Raw genomic sequence first — 24,521 nt, 5'->3', positions numbered from 1 at the left:
GCGATGCGTGATGGACGTATTTAAAAAAGATCAGACCTATATGTTAGAAGCATTAGTCGAAGCAGAAAAAGCTGCAATATTAGGGGAAGTTCCGATTGGTGCAGTTATTGTTTATCAAAACGAAATCATTGCACGTGCACATAATTTACGCGAAACGACCCAAAATGCAACAACTCATGCAGAACTACTGGCAATACAACAAGCGTGTGCTAAAATCGGCAATTGGCGTTTAGAAGATATGACCCTTTATGTCACACTTGAACCATGCCCGATGTGTGCTGGAGCAATTTTACAATCCCGTATCCCCCGTGTAGTTTATGGTGCGCGTGACGTCAAAGCTGGTTGCGTCGATTCACTCTATCGATTGCTCAATGATCCTCGATTTAATCACGAATGCGAAGTAACTGAAGGGATTTTAGCTGATGAGTGCGGCGGTATCCTTACTCGATTTTTCCGCAACCTGCGTGAACAAAAAAAGAACCGGAAACGAACTTAACTAAGTTCATTTCCGGTTTTCTTTTATTAGGCTATGTTATGAAGGATGCTGATATTGGAAAAAAACAAATGAGTACATTTGCGACGAACAAGCTATATAAAAAAGTATCAACTTTTCTATGTAGCTTTCTGTGTTTAAGAAATGTGCGATAAACAACAGTTTATTTAACTGAGCCTTTATTTACTGATGACTTCTTTTCCACCCATGTAAGGACGTAGTACTTCAGGAATGATAACAGAACCGTCTTGTTGTTGGTAATTTTCCAAAATGGCTGCAACTGTTCGACCAAGTGCTAAACCACTACCATTTAAGGTATGGACAAATTCCGGTTTAGCATTCGGTTCACGGCGGAAACGGATGTTAGCACGACGCGCTTGGAAATCCTCGAAGTTACTGCAAGAAGAAATCTCACGATAGACACCTTGAGTTGGAATCCATACTTCGATATCGTATTTTTTCGCAGCCGTAAATCCTAAATCTGCTGTACACATTTTCAATACTCGATAAGGTAACCCTAATAATTGTAGAACTTTTTCCGCGTGTCCAGTCAATTTCTCCAGTTCATTGTAAGAGTCTTCCGGATTTACAAAACGAACAAGTTCCACTTTGTTGAACTGATGTTGACGAATCAAACCACGTGTATCACGACCTGCAGAACCCGCTTCTGAACGGAAACATGCACTATATGCAGCAAATCCTTGTGGCAAAGCTTCTTTCGTTAAAATTTCATCACGGTAGAAGTTTGTTACAGTAACTTCAGATGTTGGGATTAAGAAGAAATCTTCTTTTTCAATTAAAAATGCATCTTCTTCAAACTTCGGCAATTGCCCAGTACCTGTAAGGCTTGCGCGGTTTGCTAAATATGGAGGTAACATTTCTTCGTAACCATGCTCATCTGTATGAAGATCAATCATAAAGTTCATCAAGGCACGCTCTAGACGAGCACCTAAACCACGATAAAAAACGAATCTACTACCCGTCGTTTTTGCAGCACGTTCAAAATCGATGATATTTAAATCTGTTCCAAGATCCCAGTGTGGTTTTGGTTCAAAATCAAACTCACGGATTTCTCCCCATGTACGATCTTCTACATTGTCATCTTCAGAATCCCCAACAGGCACGCTGTCATGTGGAATATTCGGCAAACGCATCATCATATCATCAAACTTCTCTTCGACTTCACGAAGTTCATCATCTAACACTTTGATTTCATCGCCCACTTGACGCATACGCAGGATCACATCATCCGCATTTTCTTTATTGCGCTTCATACCTGCTATTTTCTCAGAAGCTTCATTACGTTCAGCTTTTAATACTTCAGCTTTTCCGATTAACTCACGACGCTTTGAATCAAACTCAGCAAATTGATTAAAGTTCCCTAAATCTTCGCCACGTTTTTCAAGTTTCTCTTTGATTTCTTCATAATTGGCTCTAACACGTTTTACATCTAACATGTGGTATTTCCTCCTCTAATTTGATGATGGGCAAGACAGAAAAGTGGAAAGCGCCAATCTAGCTCGACACCGGCGCTGGAAGAAAGGTTCCCTTTGCGACGAGTAACCGCAGGAGCACATCGAATCGGAAACCTGTTTCCGAATGAGTTTCTGAAGCTTAGGTGCGAGCTGGCGCTTGTAGCTAGACAAGATAGAAAAGCGGAGCTGGACAACAAAAAAAGCCCTCAATCCCCCTTGGAAAGGGACGAGAGCTACCCGCGTTGCCACCCTGATTGATTTGTCCATGCGAACAAATCCACTTGTCTCATAACGGCTTTTCAACCGGCTACAACTTACTAATTTTCAGTTGCGCAACTCCAGGACGGATTCACAAGGGTTTTTACCGACTTGCACCACCCGCCGGCTCTCTAGAAAAAACTCAACTTGTTACTACTTCCCATCATCGTTTCATATGTGAAATTAACCATACTTTACTACAGGCTGTGAATTTTGGCAAGTTACCATTCATTTCAAAAATAATCAGCATGCACCATTTCTAGTGCATGCTGACCCCCTAACTTATGAAAATGCTACACTTTTTTCTTAATTAACACCCACAGCTGAAAATGCTGCTTTTACGCTTGAAACTTCACTGCTACTAGCACCGTAAAGGTCGGTTGCTGCTTGAACAGAAGCCACACGGTACTGACCGAAAGTCGAGTTAGGTGTTAAGTATTGTGTTAAAGTACGGTAGAAAATTTTACCCATTTTTTCATTGCCAATACCTGCAACACTTACGCCGTAATGAGTCCCTCCGTTGGATAATAAGAATGCAGCTTTATTACTGATCCCAGAGTTAATATGAACGCCGCCGTAATCACCTGTACCTGTGTAGCGAACAGAATAATGATCTGGATCCCCTTGTGTTGTTGGATCAGCCATTGAACGCAGTGCATCTCCCGCTGTACCAGGTGTATAAATATCTTCTCCAATTAACCAATCTGGATTGTTATTAAAATGATATTCTGTTAATGTTCCAAAAATATCAGACATTGATTCATTGATTGCACCAGATTCATTTTGATAGACTAAATCTGCAGTAGTATCCGTAACCGCATGGGTTAACTCGTGCGCAATAACATCAAGTGCTCCTGATAATGGGATAAACGTAGTGCCATCACCATCACCATAAACCATTTGTGAACCACTCCAAAAGGCATTATTGTAATTACGACCGTAATGTACCGTCGATATTAATTGTGCCCCATTACCATCATAACTATTACGATTATGGACGTTATTATAGTAATCAAATGTTTGTGCTGCATATGTGTGTGCATCAACTGCAGGAGCATCGAAAGCTGCATTTAACACATTATCAGCATCCAACCAAAGAGTACCCGGTGTTTGTGTGCGGTTTTTACCATTGTAGGTAAAAATACCGTTTCCACGCGTACGGTCTACTAAGTATGAGCCGTTGCTATTTGTTACGGTATTGAATGATTTGGTATCACCTAAAACGCCTTTACCTGTACCAACTGAGTTTGTTCCTGTTGGAGATGTTACACCAGGTGATCCTTTAGCTTCATGAATTTGATTATATGAATTTAAAATATCACCTGTTTGTGCATCGACGAAGTATTGATAGTTACCTGGCTCAGGAGATAAAAATTCGAACTCTACTGCATAGGCAAACCTAGCTTCTCCATCTCTTGCATTAACCACCACGAATTCAGGTTTAGCTTCATGCTCGAGTACAGGTGCTTGTCCTAATTTTGCTGCTAAATCTGCCGAAGCTGTATTAACTGCGTCTGAACGTTTGATTTTCGCTCCACTTTTTAGTGCCTGTTTTTTATCGAGTTCCGGAGCGACTTCTCCTGAAACAGCTGTTAACACGCCTTGGCTATCTACATGCGCTGTTACAACCGAGCCGAAAACGGGTACGCCTTTAAAGATTTGTTGTAATTTCAAATTAGTAAAGCCAAGTTCATCTTTTGACTCCTCTACTACTTTGAAACTCGTAAAAGGATCATTACTAAATTTATAGAGTTCTTGTTTTTGTGCTAAATAATTAAATACGATGTCTTTTGCTGATTTTGTTGATGGAGCCGTCAGTTTACCAGAAATGAAGTCAGGCGCCTTACTTTTTTCATTTACATGTACTTTTTCAGAATTCGCATTATTTGGTGCAGCATGCACCGGGGCAATAGCTGCAGATAACGCAACTGTTGCGGCTAAACTCATACTCACTACTTTTCTCTTTTTCACTCAACTTCACTCCTTGGTTTCTGAAAATTCCGAATCTATTCGGCTAACTTGTATTCTATATAATTTACTATTCAGAATAAATAGGTAACTATAACTGTTTTTATTTGGATATATACGGGTTTATTTTCCTGTTCTTCCAATGACAATAATCACTCGAAAATAGCCTTTAGATGTACTTCATCCCTACTAGATGAACCAAAAGATATATTATCGTTTTTAATGACCCCTGTATTTCTCCTACCTTATTAGGCTATCTTTCCAATTGTAGAAAACTCTTAAATTTTCCATCTGATATCAATCTGTTTATAGTAGAACTAACAAGTAGGTTAAATGGATGAAGTGGAGGCATCAAATATGAAAAAATGGTTCCTGTGGTTGATCCTTCTTATTTCCGTATTATTTATCGTGAAAGGATTGGTTCCTATGTTTTGGTATAGCCCGCTTTATCAAGTAAAGACCTTTCATATTTTGTATGGCAGTCCCTCCGAATCCCATTTAGAAGAAATCGGTAAGAAAGATGCGGCAATTATTGAATCCACTACCTTTTCTAACGGCGAAATTGATGCAATAAAAGAACAAGGCACTCTTCTGTTTGGCTATGTTAGCTTAATGCAATTAGAAAATTGGAATGACCCACTTACAGCACAAATAAATGAATCAGACTTCGCTCTTGTAGATGGGCAGAAAATCTATGTCAAAGAGTGGGATACCTATGTGATGGATATACGCGAGAAACACTACCGGGAAGTACTTCTCTGGAAAGTAGAAAAAATGGTAACAGAGCGTGGTCTTCAAGGAGTATTTTTCGATACAGTAGATGACTTGGATTATTATTTTAGAGATGATCCTGAGGTATTGAATGGCATGAGAGCAGGTTATCTAGATTTGCTGAAACAATTACAGCAGCTCCACCCGGACTTGCTAGTGATTCAAAATCGAGGGTTTGAGACATATGATGCCACCTCAAGGAAATATGTGGATGGGGTCTTGTGGGAAGGTTTTGATGCACAAGACATGACACAGAGTAAATGGGCAAAAAATTGGCTGACATACTTTAAAAAGGAACAAAGGTGGGGCCGAGTTCGCATATTAACGGTTGTATCTGATGAAGAAAGCCGAAAAATGAGCGAAACAGAAAATTTTCCTGCATTTATTCGAAAAGGAGATACGTATCAAAAATAAAGCTGCCACAGTCTATACCTCACTTCAACTATATAAAAAAAGTAGTGCAAACCAATGCCTTGGTTTGCACTACTAATCTAGCTTTTTTAAACGGCATAATCCCCATTGTATTGGACAAGCGAAACATCCTTCACTCCTTCAATATCTCCTAGTGTTTTCATAAAGGAAGTATTATCAATCTTCAACCGTATTTCGGCAGTCAATTCAATGGTTTGGTGTCTGACGATTTTTGATTTCAACGTGTACTCCAGTTTGTCCAATTCCCGCTTAACCGCTTCATGTGCTCCTTCTGTATAATGGATGACCAACAAATATACCTTATCCGTATGCTTTTTACGCGATAAGACCGCAATGACAACTCCAATACTAAATGCTCCGAAAAATGATAGGAAATAAAGTCCGGCACCACTTGCAATTCCCATGGCAATTGACCAAAACATAAAGACAATATCCATCGGATCTTTAATCGCTGTTCTAAAACGGACGATACTTAAGGCACCAACCATCCCTAGAGATAACACAACATTGGTACTTATCGTCATGATAACGAGTGAAGTTATCATCGTCATAATTAGTAAAGTGGCATTGAAACTAGGGCTATACAATACCCCTCGATACGTAAACTTGTACACCAAATAAATAAAAGATCCCGTCATGAAGGCTGTTAATAGGCTGAGAGAAATATCCACAACTGAGAGCGTCCCGAACATATATTCATTCAGAAAACTATTCTTTAATATATCGTTAAAATTCGTCACTCTGTCCAACTCAAAGCCCCCCTTTACATGCCATGATATTGAATGGACGCCATCCTGCACAATACATATTTTGAAATGGCAGACCGGTTATGAGCATCAAGCTGGATGAGTTGCCGAAGATACGTTGGTAAAAATTCGTCGTATTTGACTTCCAAAATCATCAGCGGATGCGCTAATACTTCCTCAGAAATAGTATGAGAATCGAATAAATCTAGCGAATTCGTAACAAAACTGAGCTCTTTATCAAACGTAATCCTCACATTGCTAATATCACCAATATAGGCTTCCCTGACATAATCAACAATCACGCGAGGTCGCAAGAACTCTCCGTATAAATAATGGTAAAACTCTAAAAAAAGGGCATGATTCTTTTCCTTTAAAAATTCGTAGTCCCAGTTTAGTAGCTTGTTATATTCTTCTTTATTAAGGGGAGCTGATGCTTTTAGAATATATTCTCCTTGGCGACTCTTTTTCTCTAACTTGATTACATCATCTTGATGATTATAAATTCTGATTCGGAACTTTTTACGTAAGAAAACACCGTTATTTTTATGATGTAAGTCATGATCATGTACGTTATCGAAATAAAGACTGCGAATGAGATAACCTTGTTCGTTTACCGAATGATGGTCTTGACGCAAAACAAGTTTTAGTTTTTGGCGAAGAACCAAATAATCATTTTCCGTAATATAAAATTTTAGTTCATGCCGGAATTTTTTCATTGCCCTCCTCCTTTTGGCACAATAATCTCTTGTACTCCCCAGTAAACAATGTTGTTGTCATCTTTAAAAAAGTCAAAAGGAATTTGTGTATGTCCATTTCCGTCATGAATCAGTACACGCCAATAATATCGACCTGAAGGTAAAGCATTCAAATTTAGTGTGAAATTCTTCGCGTTCCCCTCCCTGATCATGGTTGTAAAAGTGGGAACAGAACTCAATTGAAATTCATACGTGAGTGTATCTCCTTGGAGATCATGAGATGTCTCCCACGCAAATACATCCCGATTATCTGTCCGTTCATAATGCAAGAAAATCGGCATCGGAAATTCGATGGATTCCATGTATTGTTTTTTGTAACGTGTTGAAACGGTTGCAAGTTGGTTGTAATACGTATCGAATTGCGTCGCTTCAATACTTAAATACTTTAAATCCGGCTCCGACGTGGCATAAGGTTTAACGATTGGATAATAGCTATTCATCATTCTTCTTGTCGTGTCCTCATTAATAATGTTGGAAAGCTCACTTATTTTAGCTGTCAGTTTTTCAACATTTTGGGGGTCTCGGAAATACCGTTTATGGAGCACCGTTCCCCAGTAGCGTTGAAGTCCCTGTTGCCAAGAAGGCAGTACACCTTTTCGTTCCGCATCACGGCCAAGTGCTTTGTCAAAATCCCACGGAATAAAGTACCATTTTGATGAATTAAGAGGACTGTATAAATAATAGTTAGTGGACATCGTGTCGTAATTCCCGAAAAGAAGATTGACTGCGACCCAAGTTAAATAATTTTCTTCATCAAAGTACTTTTCAAAAACGGAAGAGAAAGATTTAGACATATCGTTAACATCATCTAGCATGGTAAGGAGTTCTTCGTGATTTTCAACTCCATTGATTTTTAGAATAGATTCAAATGTTTTTTTATCGTAGGTAGAATCATCCGACCGTTTTAATTTGTCTGCATACCGATAAAATTCAAAGTTCTCTGCTTTGTATAAATGACCGTCAGGATTTAACCCCCGTGCAGAAAGCGCACGCTCATTCAATTGTTCAATATGGGTGTAGAGCCCGTAATTTTCAAAATCTCCATTCGATTCTGGGTTGGTCAGATCTTTCACATATAGTTGAACAAAATTCGTTCGCAAACTTATTAAATCAGGAATTTCTCTAAAATAGTCGAACGCTAGTTTATTGCGAACACGAGTCCGGTCATCGGCATGCTTATTTAAATTCAGAACATTTTGTCCGTACCAAAGCCCTCCATTATCATAAAGTTTAATTTTATATGATTTTTGTGCTTCGAGACGACTTGATCGGCCACGCAGTTCGATGGTTGCATTTGGATTCTTTTCACCAAGGTCACCAAAACCATTTTGCTCTGGTCCTTGTGAAGTTCCTGTTTGAAATAAAACGTCAAGCTTGGGTCCAGACACTAGATTGCTATATTGCTTATAAGATTCGTTCAATTCATACAAGGTTATATCATTTTCAGGAACACTGCTTTGATCAAAAATGGTGACATAGACGTGTTCGACTTGAAGCGAGTTATGTCCGTCATAAACTCTTTTATCTTCTTTAAGACCGCTCTCTTCTTTAGTTTCTGCAGATGCGGTTACTTGGGCAGGTTCAGGTAGTACCGTTACGGTTTCTGAAAGAGGTGTGTCACCGGCCGATTTGATAAGTAAGAGCACCGCAAACATAGCGGCTAAGGAAATGGCGGCTTTTGAATACGGCGGTATCTTCACGATGCTCCCTCCTTATTCGATCAATCTAGGCTTCCGATTTTTTTAAGTAGCCATTCTGTTTTCGTGATGGCAGTCTTTTGAACAATTGGCTGATAGCAAAATGTTGTATAATCCAAGTCATTCAGTCTTGATACAAGCAATCGACTGCCAAAAATTAATGAAATTAAGGCGGCTATGAACATGCCTCCTCCATACTGATTGAAAAAATTCATGAAAAGGAAAGTCAATGAAACACTTAACACTGCATATACACCAGTCAAAAGAAAAGCGGCTTTCTTTTCATTAAAATAGAGAAGTACCAGAAAAATGGTAATCATCAAACTTAAAAACCAACTACCCAATACGACAACCATAAAAATATCTATTTGATCTTGAGTTAATCCTAAGCTTGGGAGAAAACGAACCCCCACAAATAAAAAGAGAATCGTTACGAGTAACTGTACTTGAGCAAGAAATAGAATTTCTAGTCTTAACACCCTGTACATTTCCTGTTTTGCGCTTTCAATATCTTGTAACGGAAAGCCATTTAAAATGCGGCCGTAATACTTCTTATAGACAGCATAAAAAGTAGTTTCCACCGTCACCATAAATAAAATCAACGCAGGCAAGATGCTTAAATATGCGTAGAAGACTGGTGTATCGTAATAAGGCGCCATCATAAATGTATCTGCCACGACAATCCCCCGGTCTCCTATCCAAACAGCCATATTATGACCATACAAGCCAAGATAATAAAACAAGCCAATTGCAAATAAGGCAGGATATTTTTCAATGTACGTCAAGAAGTGAAAATATTGTTTATTATTCAATTGAAAGTAATGGAATATATTTCGCATCAGTAGCACGATGATGACCAAGAATCCGATGGTCAAACTGATAAAAACAGCACTGGCTGTCATTTGATTGAACACAGTTGTCAGCATCCAGATAAGGAAGGCAGCCAATATGGTCCCAAATAAATAGCTTTTCACGATTTTTTTATAATCTTTTAATGCCGAAACATACATAGATAACACCCAAATGATGCTTAATTCCGTAAAAAATAAATAACTGAGTAATTTAAAGATAAACGGTAGTGGTGATGACCAGTAAAATAGGACCGCCGCAATGAATCCGACAAAAACTGTAACTCCGATGGTTCCATACATAGAAGACAAGACATTCTCTTCTTTTTCCATAAATGCCTGATCCGCTACATAACGAGAAATAACAAATAGAAATCCACCAATTAACACTTGAGAGAAAATAAACGCATATTGCACGGCCGCCATAAATACATTGATTTCATTTGTAGGGGCTTCCAAATATAGCAGCCATTCGCGACAAGCAATTACTAGCAAGATCGTTAAAAACATAGGACCTACTGCCGTAATTGCGGAATACCCATAGGCTCTAAGCTGGCTCAAAAAATGAGATTGCTCATACAGAGGTTTTAATTGAAAACCGATTCCTGCCATACTGCTTGTCCCCACCTTTCATAGCGAGATTCATAACGATTAACCATCAATGGAAGCGTATAAAGTTCTTGCACTCGTTTCCGACCGTTTTCGCCGTAAACCAATCGCAGATTCTCATTACGAGCAAGCGCAATGATTTCTTTGGCAAGACGGTGGAAATGCATTACAGGGACCACACTGCCTGCTAGACCAAAAGCATCGTTTGGACCCATGATCAACTCCGAACAACTTCCTACGTCGGTCGTAACATAAGGAATGCCCATCGCTAACCCTTCCAGAATTACCAGGGGCTGGCCTTCACTAATACTCGATAGAACAAGGACGTCCAGGAAGGATAGATAATCCATCACATTGGCTTCGCCTGTAAAGACTATGTTTTTCAAGTGAAGACTCTCCACTAATTCCAAACACTCCGAATAGTATTCTTCATCCTCATCATAGGGACCAATCATATAAAATTGAGCACTTGGCAAGGCTTCCTGAACGAGTGCAAAGCTTTGAAGCATCGTTTTGATATCTTTAATAGGGACAACACGTACGACTGCTCCAATATGAATACCGAGTTTCCGAGAGCGATTTTCAGGCTTGAAGCGGTTGACATCTATGCCATTTGGAATAACAGATGTTTTCTCTCGTGCACACCCAATCTCAACTTGAATTTCTCGGCTACGCTCAAAGAGAGATGTTACTTCATCCGCATACTCATAGGCACAATTTGATAAGTTATAAAAGTAATCAATCCAAATGTCTTTGAAATACCCTTTAATCCAGCTAGCCTTAATAATTTCTTCTTCCCGTTCACGTGTATAAATTCCATGTTCAGTTAAAAGAAATGGTTTATTGTACTGGTGTTTTCCGAGTGCTCCAAGTACCCCGGCATACCCCGTCGACACACTGTGGTATAAATCAGCTTCCGGCATTTTTTGATCAATACATAAGAAGAGTGGCAGTACCATTGAACGAATCGCCCAAAACATATCTGTAAACGGTACATGGACGAAACGTTCCCTACACAAAGTCTGAACAATATCAAAAAAGTCTTTACTGGCTAAAAAGTTTAAAATGGAGTCGATTCGATCACTCACAATTAAATCAAACAACAATGGCCAGTTCGTTTCTTTCCCGCCACCAATAACCGATAAAAATGCTTCCTTCTCTTCTTCCGATATAGTGTAGCGTTTTCCAGGAATAATTTTGTCTGTTAAAAATGTCCCTAGTTGTATGTCCCTTACTTCGAGTAAATTGGATGGCGCAGGGTATTTGACAGCGCCTTGATGATCTTTGGCCGAAATTGAGAAAATGATAAATTCATGTTCGGGCATTTGAGTCATCAATGATTGAATCCAACTTGATACACCACCAGTTACATATGGATACGCACCTTCTGCAAGTAAGCATATTCTCATCATCATCCATCCAATCCGATTTCAAATGTTAAATCGTTTACTTCTACCAAATATAAGTCCTCACCTATTTTTTGGATTTCGCAATTTTTAGTATCTGTAATGGAACGTTCGGTTGAAAAGTAAAAATAACTTGGCTGTGACAAACTATCCAAGTGAAATGTAATACCGTTTTCTGTAGGTTCTTCGTAAATATGGCTAAATGTATAGTGTTTAACGGTTTCAGCAGCGGAAGACAAGGTCATTCCACGCAACCAAGGAACATCTTTTTTAAGTTGTTTTTGAAAAGCTCCAAAATCTTGCATGTCCGCTTCCAGTGAGGTGTTTGTTAGAAAACTTTGTGGCATGATTGATTGTGAGAAATAACCTGATATTGCTACTTGATTAAATACTAGCCAATCCGTAAATTCAGTAGATGTAAATCCGCTCATTGTTTTTGGCAACACTGCCACCCCGTCAACCTGCATGGTTGGATGATCTACATTTACTAGAACTGCTTGTAGCTCTGGCAAAACCAGTTGCATTGTAGGCACTGGATCAAGTGGGGTGCTTTGTTTCACTGGAATATAGGACTGCACTTGATAATTTGGAAGAGCATGATTGATGCGCTGTGCAACATTTTGCATCTGACTAAGGATTTCTTCCTCAGCTAGTCTATTAATAGGAAAATGATTATAGCCTTGGATAGCAAGCTCACCACCCATACGGATTAGTTCACGACCATAAAAATCCGTATTTTCTTGAGACGATGACAAATCGTTTGAATTAAAATCAATGACATCATCTTCAAATGTAGCGACATAGGAAGCGGTGTAATTTAAATCATACTTAGCTTCAAGACGCTCCATATTGGGCCAAAAATTTTGTCGATAATACTCTTCATTCGTTACCCCGTCTTCATGACGACCTGAGGCTATTGGGAATGGAAACCCTTCAAGTGCGGTCACTTTAGCATTCATTACTGGGTAAATAAAAGTTGGCAACATCAACTGAACACCTTTTATAAATAATGCGCCTTGTGCAGAATTTGAAAACATGGACCCATTGAAAACGATAATTTTCCCGCTTCCAAGAGGCACTGTCCATAAAAGGGGTGTTCCATCAGAAGCATTTGCATACAGCCGAGTCTTAACATCCAGTCTAACTGCCAGTGAAGAATTTCGAATTTGCTGTGACAGAAAGGATTGACTAAAAGAAGAATCAAAAAAAGAGTGACTTAATTCAATTCCATTATTCTCAATAAAATTACCTATTTCCACAATGCCCAGTTGCTGATATAACGACGACAGTGACGGACCCGGTGAAGGGCGTGTCGCAAAAAAGATAGATCCTCCTGAAGTCGCATACTCGATGAGCAACTCTTTATCTGGTAGAGCATCTAAATTTTCAGTAGCAATGATTATTCCGTTATAGTTGGCCGTTAGAGAAAGTGGTTCTTCAATGGATTGCTCAATCACTTCCTTATCTAATCGCTCTAACATTCCTTTTATCGAGGTAGCCAGACTTTGATCATCTTCGTGTACCAACATTAAAAAAGAGGGACGTTCATATAATTCATTAAGCTTCTCCGTCGATTGTGACAATACTTGTGCATTTGCAGAATCAGTAAAGTAACGAAATTCAAGAAAACGGTCTGAGCGAATCACGATAAGAAATAAACCAATAAGCGCAATGAAGATAGCCATAAAATAAATGTTTTTTTCTATATTAAATTTGCTGTTCATTTGGATCACCCTGAATCCAGAACCGTAGCTGATTTAGTCTATTGGGTGAGAGGCGAATACCGGATGACGTCAGTCGGTTCAGTACTTGTTTAAAATCAGGTTCATTGTACATTTTATAATGAACACTCATAGCGCTAAAATATGCGTTTTCATCATTTGGAAAAGTAGCTAAAAATTGAGTGGCTGCGTCGGCTGCTTTACCATGTTCGCCAAGAGTAAGTGCTACACGAATTTTATTTTGATAATTGCCAGCATCCCGTTTTGGAGACAATTGAATCAGTTGATCGAGTGTGTGAAGATACGTATAGGCATATTTTTTTTGATTATACTTATCCAAAAATTCGATTTTGATATATTGATCCAAGACGTCTCTATACGAAGCAAGTAAATCATAATCCACTTCTTTCTTCGCCAAATTCAATTCAATACTCCTCATGTTTTTAAGTAAATCACTTTTAGCTTTTTGAACCGCAGTCGCTGCATAATGGGATGTCTCTGAATCTTCGTTTTGCAAGGCGTGTTCCAGTGCATCCACATGTTGCATAAATTCACCTTTTAATAAATCCATCAACATTTTTCGTTTTGTTTTGTTATCGTTTAGCATTAAGGCATCGTCAAAAGGGACAATATTGATTTCCTTATCAATATCTGGAGAACGAAGAGCAAAATCTTCATATTGTTCCCTTCTCAGCAACCAATCGGGCAGTTCACCATTTCGATTTGGCTTTTTCGACATTGCGTATAGTATAAGCAAGCTAAGAAATGGACAGGCAATCAGAATCATCGCTTGAAGTCCAACCCCTCTTTTTCGTAAAACGACAAGAACGATTACATAAATCAGAGACAACAGATAGTAAGTTAGTACAATATTAAGTACCATAGAGCACATTCTCCTCATCCGGTTTTGTCATTAGTCCCTTACTTTGAAGACGTTCCATTACAAAGTGAGCATCATTTCTTTTAGCATTAGAAAGTAAAATATACAGTTGATCTTTATCGTCAAATCCTAAATAATCATTTGTTCGTAACAAAGCTCCAATTTGACGAAGCATATCCGGTGTATAGGCATTTGATAAAACTTCCAACTTCACAAAAGGAATGTGCAATTCACTGAACGACTTTCTTTTATTGTCTAGAATTCGTTGGAAATAAACAGGTTTTAAAGCGGTTGTACCTTCTACATATCGTTCATGACTAATTTCATTCACATAATCATAGGCTTGTCCAAGCGAAGCGCTAATCAAACGGCTGACAACATCGACAAGATTTCTGTAAGACAATGTGATTCGATCAAATTCTACCTGATAGCAAACAATCACAGCCACTGTATTTCCATTTTGCACAATCGGTGATACAAACAGTGGTTCATTTAAATGAAGCCCTACATTGTATTTGATTTGCTTGCTCGTAATGGCCTGTTCTATTAAAGAATCAGAAGGAATTCTAATGGACGACCCTGGATAGAACCCCTCATCTCCAGATTTAGCTGCAAGACGTAAATAGCCATTTGGATTTACCAAATAAATTACAACTTGACGTGCGTTCAACGTCTGCTCCAATACACGAATGGCTCCTTTGAACAATGCTTCTGGTTCAAGACTTTCCAATTCTTTTGTTGCTTGATAAACCTTTCCAATGCCATCTTCTGAACGCAAAATTTGTTCGTGAAGTTGTTCTTTTATCACACGAGTATCTTCATAAATAGTAGATAAAAACTGATACTTCGATTGTGACGACTCCAGTTCATCTTGTGTGAATTGGGATTCAATCTTCCGTCGGTCTACAACGTAACTGACAACTAATCCCACGAGCAAATAAATCGTAAAGGTTGCCAAGACTGAGTTATCTACCAAAAGAGAGGTCCATTCACGCCCCTGTGACGCCAATACAAAGACATTCACACCAATTGCTAAGATGGAAGCAATAATGGTCTGCATTTTGCCAAATAATAATGCAGCCAATAAAATATAAATGAGCCAAATATCCACTGTCTCAACTACAGGACTTAAAAATGAGGTGGCAGCAAGGAAAATGAGAAACAATACCATGTTCTCAAAAAAAGCTAACAATGGACTTTTACCTGTATCAGGTTTAACCGTTCCTTCTTCAATAGGTTCAAATAAATGATTTTCATAGTAAGAAAGCGTTTTATTTATGCCTTCATGAAGTGTATATTTTGGTACCCAGTCTAAATCGGATTTAATCGCCGTATTATCCAGTCTTGACTGCAAAATATCACTCGACCTACTAGCCATTCGCTTTATTTCAGGTGTCGAATGAAATTCAGAAAGTATGTCAATGAGCGAATTAATGCTCGTTTCCGTGTTCGACGATAAATTATAAGTACCAGATAGATTACTTATGACCCCACGGTAAATTGCTTCAGCTACATCTCCAACATATATGAAATCTCGCGTTTGCTCGCCATCTCCATATATGATTAACGGTTGATTAACAATCATGTGATTTGTGAAAATGGCAATGACTCCACTTTCTTCACTGCGATCTTGACGCGGACCATAGACATTTGAAAAACGAAAAATCAACGACGATAAACCATACATTTCTCCCCACTTTTCGCAATATGTCTCTCCAATCATTTTATTCATGCCATATGGAGATATCGGTTTTGCTTCTTCAACTTCTTTCAACGGTAAGTTAAGATTATTGCCGTAAATTGCAGCTGATGATGAAAAAACAAATTTCTTCACTCCATATTTCTTAGATAGATTAAGCATATTGATGAGCCCGAGAATATTGGTTGACGAATCGACAAGGGGCTGATCAATGGACTGTTGCACATGTGTCTGCGCCGCACAATGAATCACCACGTCAAATGAGTGAGATTTAAAAAATTGTTCACACTGCTCATCTTCAATATTGGCTATAATCGATTTGTGTTTAAAGTCTACATGCCCCTTTTTGCCGGAGGACAGATTATCAAGAATGAAAATAGAATGATTTTCTTTATAAAACCGTTCCGCAATAAATGAACCAATGAATCCATAGCCACCTGTAACTAAAATATTCATAAAAAAGCACCTCCTGAACGTCATTTTATTTTCGAGAAGAACCCATGTAATAAAAAAACTTGCCACTCCCTTATCTCGTAGTTAATTCAGGTAGCAAAACCCAAAAACCCGTGACTGGAAGCGACAAGTTATGTTTCAAATTTTAAAATGAAACAGACTAGCAGGTATCGAAAGTAATAAATTCCATTTCTGTACTTGTAAAAGCCATTAACCACTCCTTAGGTTAATTTTTTATAAAAACAACGCATTAATAGATATTACTTTTAACCTAATTATTTCAATTTAAAGTAGACCTTTCGTCTATATATATATATTAATTGATATTATATTCCTCTATTGCCTAAAATTAAATAGGTATTAATGACTATAATTATACAATATTCGTAATAATTAGATAGTATTCATCAATAAACTCTACAAATTTCGACAAGCTAGGAATTTGGACAAAAGAAAAAGCCTGCACAATGGCAAGCTCCATGTTATTACGCTGTTTGATTGATAAAGTTTTCAACTTGGTGAACAAAGTAAGCTGTTATCCGATGATCATCTGTTAACTCTGGATGAAATGAGCACCCAAGGTATTGACCTTGTTGCGCCATCACAATTCGCCCATTATGTTCACAAAGAATATCAGTTTTTGAGCCTACCTCAGTGATATGAGGGGCACGTATAAAAACAGCGGGAAAATCTTCTGCTACACCTTTGATTGAAAGATGAGCTTCGAAACTATCGACTTGACGACCAAATGAGTTTCGTTCAACCGTCACGTCCATTACACCAATATGAGATTGATCATAGCCCACTAGTGATTCAGCAAGCAATATAAGTCCTGCGCAGGTACCAAACATCGGATGTCCCGCTTTTGCATATGCACGTAAAGGCTCCATCATCCCATATAAATCAATAAGGCGGCGCATCGTCGTGCTTTCACCACCCGGTAAAATTAGACCATCAATTCCAGCCAAATCTTCCGCGTGTTTAACAACAACTGCTTGTGCTCCGCTCGCCTCAATCGACTTGATGTGTTCCCGAACAGCTCCTTGTAAAGCTAGTACGCCTATTTTCACCATCTTATAATACTCGATCCTGCATACGATCTTTCGCTTCTAAACGAGAAATTTCAATACCCTTCATCGGAACGCCAAGGTCCTTTGAAATTTCAACAAGTAATTTATAATCTTGATAATGTGTTGTAGCTTCAACAATTGCCCGTGCAAATTTTGCTGGATTATCCGATTTAAAGATACCAGATCCCACGAACACGCCATCTGCTCCAAGTTCCATCATTAATGCTGCATCTGCTGGAGTTGCTATTCCACCTGCAGCAAAGTTTACGACTGGAAGTCTCCCTAAGTGTTTAATTTCTAGTAACACATGGTAAGGTGCGCCTAAAATTTTCGCTTCTGTCATTAATTCATCATCATTCATATGAATAATTTTACGGACTTGAGCATGTAATTTACGTAAATGTCTTACTGCTTCTACAACGTTCCCTGTACCAGGTTCACCTTTTGTACGAAGCATTGAAGCACCTTCACCAATTCGACGAGCTGCTTCTCCTAAATCTTTATTCCCACATACAAAAGGAACTGTGAAATTACTCTTAATTAAATGGTACTCTTCATCTGCCGGTGTTAATACTTCAGATTCATCAATATAGTCAACGCCCATTGCTTCTAACATTCTAGCTTCAGAAATATGACCAATACGTGCTTTCGCCATAACTGGAATTGTTACGGCATTCATTACTTCTTCTGTAATACGTGGATCAGCCATACGAGCTACTCCACCAGCTGCACGAATGTCAGATGGTACACGTTCCAAAGCCATTACTGCGACTGCTCCTGCTGCTTCAGCAATACGAGCTTGTTCTGCATTGATAACGTCCATAATGACGCCACCTTTTTGCATTTCTGCCATACCACGTTTCACACGATCCGTACCTGTAAATTGTTGAGTCATTGTATGTAGCCTCCATTTCAACTATGATTATTAGTATAATTCAGTATGACCATATTAAAAGTGTCAGTTTATCACTATTTGATAAGGTCAGTTAGGAGCATTACAATGAACATGTGGTTAAGTCAGATTGATAAATCTTCTTCAACGCCCCTTTATGAACAACTTTATCGCGAAATGAAAGAACGTATAATTCGTGGTGACTTAGCTGTTGGTACAAAGTTACCTTCTAAACGAAAGCTAGCTGAATTTCTAACCATTAGTCAAACAACGATAGAACTAGCGTACGGTCAACTTGTTGCTGAAGGCTTTATTACTGCAGTCGCTCGAAGTGGATATTACGTTGAACAAGTAGAAGAACTTGCTTATGTGGAAGAGGCACGTGATGAACTTATACAAACCGAATCCGTAAAGCGCAACTACAACATTGATTTCAACTCTGGTCGAATCGATACTACTGCCTTCCCATTTAACCAATGGCGAAAGTATGCGAAAGAGGTACTGGATGAAACGTCACGAGATTTATTGTTGCTTGGCCATCCTCAAGGAGATGTAGAATTAAGACAAGAAATAGCTAGTTATCTTTACTCATCTCGCGGTGTTATTTGTACGGCACAACAAGTAGTGATTGGATCAGGAACTGAACAGTTAATGCCGCTGCTTATTCATCTTCTCGGTAAACAAGCCATATTTGCGATTGAAAATCCTGGCTATCCGATGACCCATCATATATTTGCCAATAACGATAGAAAAATCGTAGCTGTCTCCGTGGATGAAGAAGGGATGAAAGTGTCTGAACTTGAAAATCAGCCAGCAACAGTTGCCTATGTAACCCCCTCACACCAGTTCCCTACAGGTGCTATTTTATCAGCATCTAGACGAGTACAATTGCTGAACTGGGCATCTAATAAAGAAGGACGCTATATCATTGAAGATGACTATGACAGTGAGTTTCGCTACGTGGGTAGACCGATTCCCTCCCTCCAAGGAATGGATCAACGTGAGCGCGTCATCTATATTAGTACGTTTTCTAAATCATTGATGCCTTCCTTACGCATCGCCTACTTTGTATTACCGAAACACTTATTACAAGCATATCGCCGTACATTCCCTTACTACTCTTCGACAGTTCCAAGACTCGATCAACATGTACTTGCACAGTTTATGCAAGATGGGCATTTTTCTAAACATTTAAATCGTATGCGGAAGTTATATCGAAAAAAACTCGAAAAATTAACGCGTGCTTTAGATGACTATAAACCAACTGTTCTTATATCAGGTGAACAAGCAGGCATGCACATTGTTTTGACAGTAGATAGTCAATTGACTGACCTTCAGTTAGTTGAGCTGGCAAAACAGGCCGACATTCGAGTATACGCCTTATCTGAGTATCACCAATCAACTGAAAATATTTATAGTAAACCTCAAGTGTTAATTGGCTTTGGTGGGTTCGTAGAAGCAGCGATAGAACCGGCTGTGAAAGCTTTAATGAAAGCTTGGACTATTAAAAAACCGTAATTTCTTCAATTGAAGAAATTACGGTTTTTATTTTATTTAAATAGACCACCGACAAAATCAGTTGCGCCACTCCAGATATTTCCAAAGAAATGTCCTACTGCTTGTAAGCCAAGGGAAAACCAATTTGCACGTTCAACAGCTTCAGTCGTCACCACTTCAGATGATTTTTGAGTGCCATTAATGTATCCATAATCTGTTCCTTCAGACTTAACAAGTTCTACATGACCAACCACTTCATCTTTTTTTATAGCAGCTTCTAAAGAGCCATCTTTTACTTTTTTCTCATCTAACACTAATTTAGGAGTATATAACTCTTTTTCACTAGTTTTAATCACCATTTCAATCGGCTCTTTTACAGTAATGCCGACTTTATCTTCTTTACCTTTAATTACAGTAATATCTTTTTGTTCTTTAAATTCGTATCCACCTGGTACAATTTCTGCTTTTGCAAATTGGGCAAAACCATAATTGAATAACGCAGCTGTTGCATCAAAACGTGCCTTATATGATCCATCACCTTCGCTATCAACAGCCTTCATAACGACAGCAATCACACGAAGACCATCCTTTTCAGCTGTTCCAGTGAAACAATGACCTGCGAAATCTGTTGTTCCAGTTTTTAATCCATCCACTTTAGCACCTTTATATGCATAAACAAGTTCCGGAAGCATGAAGTTCCAGTTATCCATTTTAATTGCATCTGCTGTGCCCTCACGGAATATTTTAGAAGGGATACTTGTCGTTTCAAGCACTTGTGGGTAGTCTTTCATTAATTGGAAAGCCAATTTCGCAACTGATTTTGCCGGCATTACATTTTCATCTTTTGCCTCGGTACCTTGAGGATGCATACCTTGTAAATCAGCATTATTTAAACCAGTTGAATTCACAAATTTATAATCAACTAATCCTAATTCTTCTGCTTTTTTGTTCATCATATTCACAAACTCAGACTCTGTTCCAGCAATAGTTTCAGCAATCGCTATTGTTGCAGCATTAGCAGAGTATATCGCCATAGCTTCATACAACTCTTGTATGCTATAAGAACCATCTTGACGAAGTGGTACGTTACTTAAACGACGATCTTGTGATATTTTGTACGTGTAATCTGTTACTGAGTATTGTTGATCCCATGTAACTTGTCCTTTTTCAATTGCTTCAAACAACAAATACTCTGTCATCATTTTTGTCATACTTGCTATTCCTAAAGCTGTATCTGCATTCTTTTCATATAAAATTTTTCCTGTATCCGCGTCAATTAATATCGCACCATCAACTAATAAATTTAAACTCGCTTCAGCTTCTGTAGAAACTGGTTGTGTAACAACCATGCTTACCATCAGAACCGGAAGGAGTAACCAGCGCACTAGCGCCTTATTCCATGCACTCTTCACTCTAGAACCTCCGCCATTCTCTTTTTAATTTCCCTTGCTTATTTTATCATAAAAAACAGAAATTCGGGACGCTCTAAGAAAAAAGCACCCATTCTGCCTAAGAAAAAGACGCAGAATAGGTGCTAAAGTTTCGGTTTTTCATTAAATTGAGTAGTTTGGTGATTCTTTTGTAATTTGAACATCGTGTGGATGACTCTCACGAAGTCCTGCACCAGTCATACGGATGAACTGTGAATTCTCACGAAGAATTTGTAAATCTTTCGTACCACAGTATCCCATGCCTGCACGAATACCACCCAAAAGTTGGTGAATTGTATCTGAAAGTGGTCCTTTATAAGGAAGACGACCTTCAATACCTTCTGGAACTAATTTTTTCGCATCGTCTTGGAAGTATCGATCTTTCGAACCTTTTTCCATCGCACCGATTGATCCCATACCACGGTACACTTTAAATCGACGGCCTTGGAAGATTTCTGTATCTCCAGGACTTTCTGAAGTTCCTGCTAATAAACTGCCTAGCATGACTACATGTCCTCCTGCGGCTAATGCTTTTACGATATCTCCAGAATACTTAATTCCACCGTCTGCGATAATCGTTTTACCATGTTTACGTGCTTCCGTCGCACAATCGTAGATAGCAGTAATTTGTGGAACTCCAACACCTGCAACTACACGTGTCGTACAAATCGACCCTGGACCAATGCCCACTTTCACTACATCAACACCTGCGTTAAATAGTGCTGCTGTACCTTCAGCAGTTGCCACATTCCCTGCAATGATATCCAAGTCTGGATAGACTTTGCGAATCTGACTCACAGTATCAAGCACGCCTTGTGAATGACCGTGAGCAGTATCAATTACAATTACGTCTACGTGCGCCTTTACAAGATGCTCAACACGTTTCATCGTATCAGAAGTAACACCAACGGCAGCACCCACTAACAAACGACCATGATGATCTTTCGCAGCATTTGGGAACTCAATTACTTTTTCAATATCTTTAATCGTAATTAATCCTTTTAGTACACCGTTTTCATCGACAATCGGAAGTTTTTCAATTTTATATTGTTGCAAAATTTTCTCCGCATCTGCAAGAGTTGTCCCAACTGAAGCAGTAACTAATTCTTCTTTAGTCATAACATCCTCAATTGCTAGTGAATAATCTTGAATAAAACGAAGGTCACGGTTTGTAATAATCCCGACCAACTTTAATTCTTCTTTATTATTAACGATCGGTACACCTGAAATACGATATTTCCCCATTAGATGTTCTGCATCGTATACTTGATGAGTAGGAGTAAGGTAAAATGGATCAGTAATAACGCCATTTTCAGAACGTTTTACAGTAAGGACTTGTTCAGCTTGTTCTTCAATGCTCATGTTTTTATGAATTACACCAAGACCGCCTTGACGAGCCATCGAAATCGCCATAGAAGATTCTGTTACAGTATCCATTCCTGCACTTATTATCGGAATATTTAACTTAACCTTTGACGTCAACTGCACAGATAAACTTACATCTTTCGGTAATATATCAGACTTCGCTGGTACAAGTAATACATCATCAAACGTTAAGCCTTCTTTGACAAATTTTGATTCCCACATAATCTCTAATTCCTCCTATGTCCTCATGAATATTATTGATAAGGTTATCAGCGGCTACAAGGACTGTCAAGGAGCAGAGGAGAAGAAAGACTATTCGGATTTTTCCTTAAATATATTTCAACAAATCATCTTCAATTTTTTTAGGAGACGACTGAGGCGCATAGCGTTTCACAACATTCCCATCAGGATCAACTAAAAACTTCGTGAAGTTCCACTTAATATCTTCAGTTAAAAGACCTTTTTTCTGAGAGACTAAGAATTGGAATAAAGGATGAGCATTATCCCCTTTTACATCGACCTTTTCAAACATTTGAAAAGATACCCCATAATTCAATTGGCAAAATTCCATGGTTTCATTCATATCATTAAACTCTTGATCACTGAACTGCCCACAAGGAAACCCTAAAACGACAAGTCCTTGATCTTTGTATTCTTCATGCAATTCCTGTAACTCTTGAAACTGATTGACGAAGCCACATTTACTAGCCGTATTTACAATAATCATCGGATGCTCTTTATATGTACTTAATGAAACTTCTTCACCATTTGCTTTTGTTGCAGCGAAATCATAAATTTTACTCATCAGAATAACTTCCCTTCTTTTTGCAATCTATAACTTTAACATAGCGAGTTTCATTGAAATGTACAAGTAATTGGATTGATTTCACCCCCAAAAAGCATATTGATACTAGCGTTTATTGAAAGAAAGAGCATAAGGGAATACTGCCCCCAGGTAACATGATTAAGTTCTGTTATTTGGATATACATGTATCGAAAATTGAAATAGTTCGTCTAACTTTACATAAGGTGGTGTTTAGTTTGGCGAAAATTAGTTTGACTCTCACTGTTATTTTTTTGTTAATTGGTTTATTAGGGTGTCAGCAAAAAACTGACAAAGACAACGCGTCTGAAGCAGTTCCAAATTCAAACGAAGGGATTTCGATAAAAACAGAAAAGACGCAATATCCAGTTTCTGCTGACGAAATCGTTATCATCATGGAAAATAATAATAATAGCAGCTTTAATTACGGTTTATTACCTTCTATTGAAAAAAATATTGATGGAAAGTGGGATAAAATATCGTACAAAAAAGATCTTGCTGTTAATGCTATTGAACAGGGAATAAATAGTAATTCAAAAAAGAAAGAAAGCTTTTCGCTAAGTATTTTAAAAGAAAAACTACCTCCTGGAAAATATCGTATAACCCTAACATTTTATAACGATAAAAATAAAATTATTCTAGGAATTCCTTTCGAATTGGTAAAGTGAAGAATGTTACTACGTATTTTCTGATAGATTAATAGCTATAAATAATAAGCAAAAACAATATATAATCCTAATTGCACAAAAAAATTAAATATTGAAGATTAAGTTTTAGGTCCACGTTCTTTTATAAAAGCGTGCCAATCTCCTTCTTGAATGATATTATTTACTCCGCTTCACGACCCATTTAATCGGCTTGAACCATGATTTATTCCGATTTACCCATATTTTCCCACAAAAAATCTCCTCGAGGGTCTGTTCGAGGAGGGCCATTTTGTTTGGTTTGGTTTGGTTTTCGCTACGCTGCTGTTTAGTGATGAAACTATTCATATCGTTGTATGGTGATTAAGATTTTTTAGTGGCAAGACGATCTGTTAATCAATATCTAGATTAATAAAGAGTGAAAGTTTTTCTTCAACTTCACTATGAAATAAAAAAAGACACAAAAAAACCGATACCCTTTAACAGGTATCGGTTTTCTATTTGCCTAGCGACGTCCTACTCTTGCAGGGGGAGACCCCCAACTACCATTGGCGCTAAAGAGCTTAACTTCCGTGTTCGGTATGGGAAC

At 38.3% G+C, this 24,521-nt stretch carries 19 protein-coding genes, 1 rRNA gene and 1 other annotated feature; of the genes, 4 read left to right on the top strand and 16 right to left on the bottom strand.

Annotated features, from left to right (window positions below; all coding sequences use genetic code 11):
* Positions 1 to 10 precede the first annotated feature (10 nt).
* A complete protein-coding gene (gene tadA / locus ACFPYN_RS09400; protein WP_377733761.1) occupies positions 11 to 496 on the top strand; it encodes a tRNA adenosine(34) deaminase TadA in 486 nt (161 codons plus the stop codon).
* Between the two features lie 176 nt (positions 497 to 672).
* Here tadA and serS read toward each other — a convergent pair whose 3' ends face one another.
* Complete coding sequence (serS, locus tag ACFPYN_RS09395; protein ID WP_377733760.1) at positions 673 to 1,950, bottom strand: serine--tRNA ligase; 1,278 nt, start codon at positions 1,948 to 1,950, stop codon at positions 673 to 675.
* Between the two features lie 237 nt (positions 1,951 to 2,187).
* Positions 2,188 to 2,402, bottom strand: a binding site (T-box leader).
* 130 nt (positions 2,403 to 2,532) lie between these two features.
* Entirely contained in the window at positions 2,533 to 4,197 is a 1,665-nt protein-coding gene (locus tag ACFPYN_RS09390; protein ID WP_377733759.1) for a M4 family metallopeptidase, read from the bottom strand.
* 354 nt (positions 4,198 to 4,551) lie between these two features.
* On the opposite strand from ACFPYN_RS09390, the gene ACFPYN_RS09385 reads away from it, so the two are divergent.
* Entirely contained in the window at positions 4,552 to 5,379 is an 828-nt protein-coding gene (locus ACFPYN_RS09385) for an endo alpha-1,4 polygalactosaminidase (RefSeq protein ID WP_377733757.1), read from the top strand.
* 86 nt (positions 5,380 to 5,465) lie between these two features.
* Here the strand turns inward: ACFPYN_RS09385 and ACFPYN_RS09380 are convergent, their stop codons facing one another.
* From ACFPYN_RS09380 to pdxS, 10 genes are all read right to left on the bottom strand, one after another.
* Positions 5,466 to 6,137, bottom strand: a complete 672-nt coding sequence (locus ACFPYN_RS09380) for a DUF4956 domain-containing protein (RefSeq protein WP_377733775.1) — start codon at positions 6,135 to 6,137, stop codon at positions 5,466 to 5,468.
* A 23-nt stretch (positions 6,138 to 6,160) separates the two neighbouring features.
* Positions 6,161 to 6,859: a polyphosphate polymerase domain-containing protein gene (locus ACFPYN_RS09375; RefSeq protein ID WP_377733756.1), complete on the bottom strand. Its 699-nt coding sequence runs from the start codon at positions 6,857 to 6,859 to the stop codon at positions 6,161 to 6,163.
* Positions 6,856 to 8,598, bottom strand: coding sequence for a CotH kinase family protein (locus tag ACFPYN_RS09370; RefSeq protein WP_377733754.1), 1,743 nt, complete (start codon positions 8,596 to 8,598; stop codon positions 6,856 to 6,858). Before ACFPYN_RS09370 ends, ACFPYN_RS09375 begins: the two co-directional genes overlap by 4 nt.
* Before the next feature lie 20 nt (positions 8,599 to 8,618).
* A complete protein-coding gene (pelG, locus tag ACFPYN_RS09365) occupies positions 8,619 to 10,055 on the bottom strand; it encodes an exopolysaccharide Pel transporter PelG (protein ID WP_377733753.1) in 1,437 nt (478 codons plus the stop codon).
* Complete coding sequence (gene pelF, locus ACFPYN_RS09360; protein WP_377733752.1) at positions 10,031 to 11,461, bottom strand: GT4 family glycosyltransferase PelF; 1,431 nt, start codon at positions 11,459 to 11,461, stop codon at positions 10,031 to 10,033. Before pelF ends, pelG begins: the two co-directional genes overlap by 25 nt.
* A 2-nt stretch (positions 11,462 to 11,463) precedes the next feature.
* Entirely contained in the window at positions 11,464 to 13,182 is a 1,719-nt protein-coding gene (locus ACFPYN_RS09355) for a DUF2194 domain-containing protein (protein WP_377733750.1), read from the bottom strand.
* The gene (locus ACFPYN_RS09350; protein ID WP_377733749.1) at positions 13,166 to 14,062 is read right to left on the bottom strand and encodes a hypothetical protein; all 897 of its coding nucleotides are present in this window, start codon (positions 14,060 to 14,062) and stop codon (positions 13,166 to 13,168) included. Before ACFPYN_RS09350 ends, ACFPYN_RS09355 begins: the two co-directional genes overlap by 17 nt.
* Positions 14,052 to 16,214, bottom strand: a complete 2,163-nt coding sequence (locus ACFPYN_RS09345; RefSeq protein ID WP_377733748.1) for an NAD-dependent epimerase/dehydratase family protein — start codon at positions 16,212 to 16,214, stop codon at positions 14,052 to 14,054. Before ACFPYN_RS09345 ends, ACFPYN_RS09350 begins: the two co-directional genes overlap by 11 nt.
* A 482-nt stretch (positions 16,215 to 16,696) precedes the next feature.
* Positions 16,697 to 17,284, bottom strand: a complete 588-nt coding sequence (pdxT, locus tag ACFPYN_RS09340; RefSeq protein ID WP_377733747.1) for a pyridoxal 5'-phosphate synthase glutaminase subunit PdxT — start codon at positions 17,282 to 17,284, stop codon at positions 16,697 to 16,699.
* A gap of 1 nt (position 17,285) precedes the next feature.
* Positions 17,286 to 18,176: a pyridoxal 5'-phosphate synthase lyase subunit PdxS gene (gene pdxS / locus ACFPYN_RS09335; RefSeq protein ID WP_377733746.1), complete on the bottom strand. Its 891-nt coding sequence runs from the start codon at positions 18,174 to 18,176 to the stop codon at positions 17,286 to 17,288.
* A 105-nt stretch (positions 18,177 to 18,281) separates the two neighbouring features.
* Here pdxS and pdxR point away from each other — a divergent pair, with 105 nt between their 5' ends.
* Positions 18,282 to 19,691 (top strand): MocR-like pyridoxine biosynthesis transcription factor PdxR, encoded by a 1,410-nt coding sequence (gene pdxR, locus ACFPYN_RS09330; RefSeq protein WP_377733745.1) that lies wholly within the window; start codon positions 18,282 to 18,284, stop codon positions 19,689 to 19,691.
* 32 nt (positions 19,692 to 19,723) lie between these two features.
* On the opposite strand, the gene ACFPYN_RS09325 is transcribed toward pdxR, so the two are convergent.
* The 3 genes from ACFPYN_RS09325 to ACFPYN_RS09315 form a co-directional block, all read right to left on the bottom strand.
* The gene (locus tag ACFPYN_RS09325) at positions 19,724 to 21,082 is read right to left on the bottom strand and encodes a serine hydrolase (RefSeq protein ID WP_377733744.1); all 1,359 of its coding nucleotides are present in this window, start codon (positions 21,080 to 21,082) and stop codon (positions 19,724 to 19,726) included.
* 141 nt (positions 21,083 to 21,223) lie between these two features.
* Positions 21,224 to 22,687 carry an IMP dehydrogenase gene (gene guaB / locus ACFPYN_RS09320; RefSeq protein ID WP_377733743.1) on the bottom strand — a complete coding sequence of 488 codons (1,464 nt, stop codon included), beginning with the start codon at positions 22,685 to 22,687 and terminating at the stop codon, positions 21,224 to 21,226.
* A 106-nt stretch (positions 22,688 to 22,793) separates the two neighbouring features.
* Entirely contained in the window at positions 22,794 to 23,270 is a 477-nt protein-coding gene (locus ACFPYN_RS09315; RefSeq protein ID WP_377733742.1) for a glutathione peroxidase, read from the bottom strand.
* A gap of 236 nt (positions 23,271 to 23,506) precedes the next feature.
* Here ACFPYN_RS09315 and ACFPYN_RS09310 point away from each other — a divergent pair, with 236 nt between their 5' ends.
* Positions 23,507 to 23,956, top strand: a complete 450-nt coding sequence (locus ACFPYN_RS09310) for an immunoglobulin-like domain-containing protein (RefSeq protein WP_377733741.1) — start codon at positions 23,507 to 23,509, stop codon at positions 23,954 to 23,956.
* A gap of 479 nt (positions 23,957 to 24,435) precedes the next feature.
* Here ACFPYN_RS09310 and rrf read toward each other — a convergent pair.
* Positions 24,436 to 24,521: ribosomal RNA gene (gene rrf / locus ACFPYN_RS09305) — 5S ribosomal RNA — on the bottom strand; the annotation flags it as partial.

Origin of the sequence: Paenisporosarcina macmurdoensis (genome assembly GCF_042658845.1) — a bacterium.
GTDB lineage: Bacteria > Bacillota > Bacilli > Bacillales_A > Planococcaceae > Paenisporosarcina > Paenisporosarcina macmurdoensis.
The sequence above is the reverse complement of the archived record's forward strand: the minus strand, read 5'-3'. Positions and strand labels throughout refer to the sequence as shown.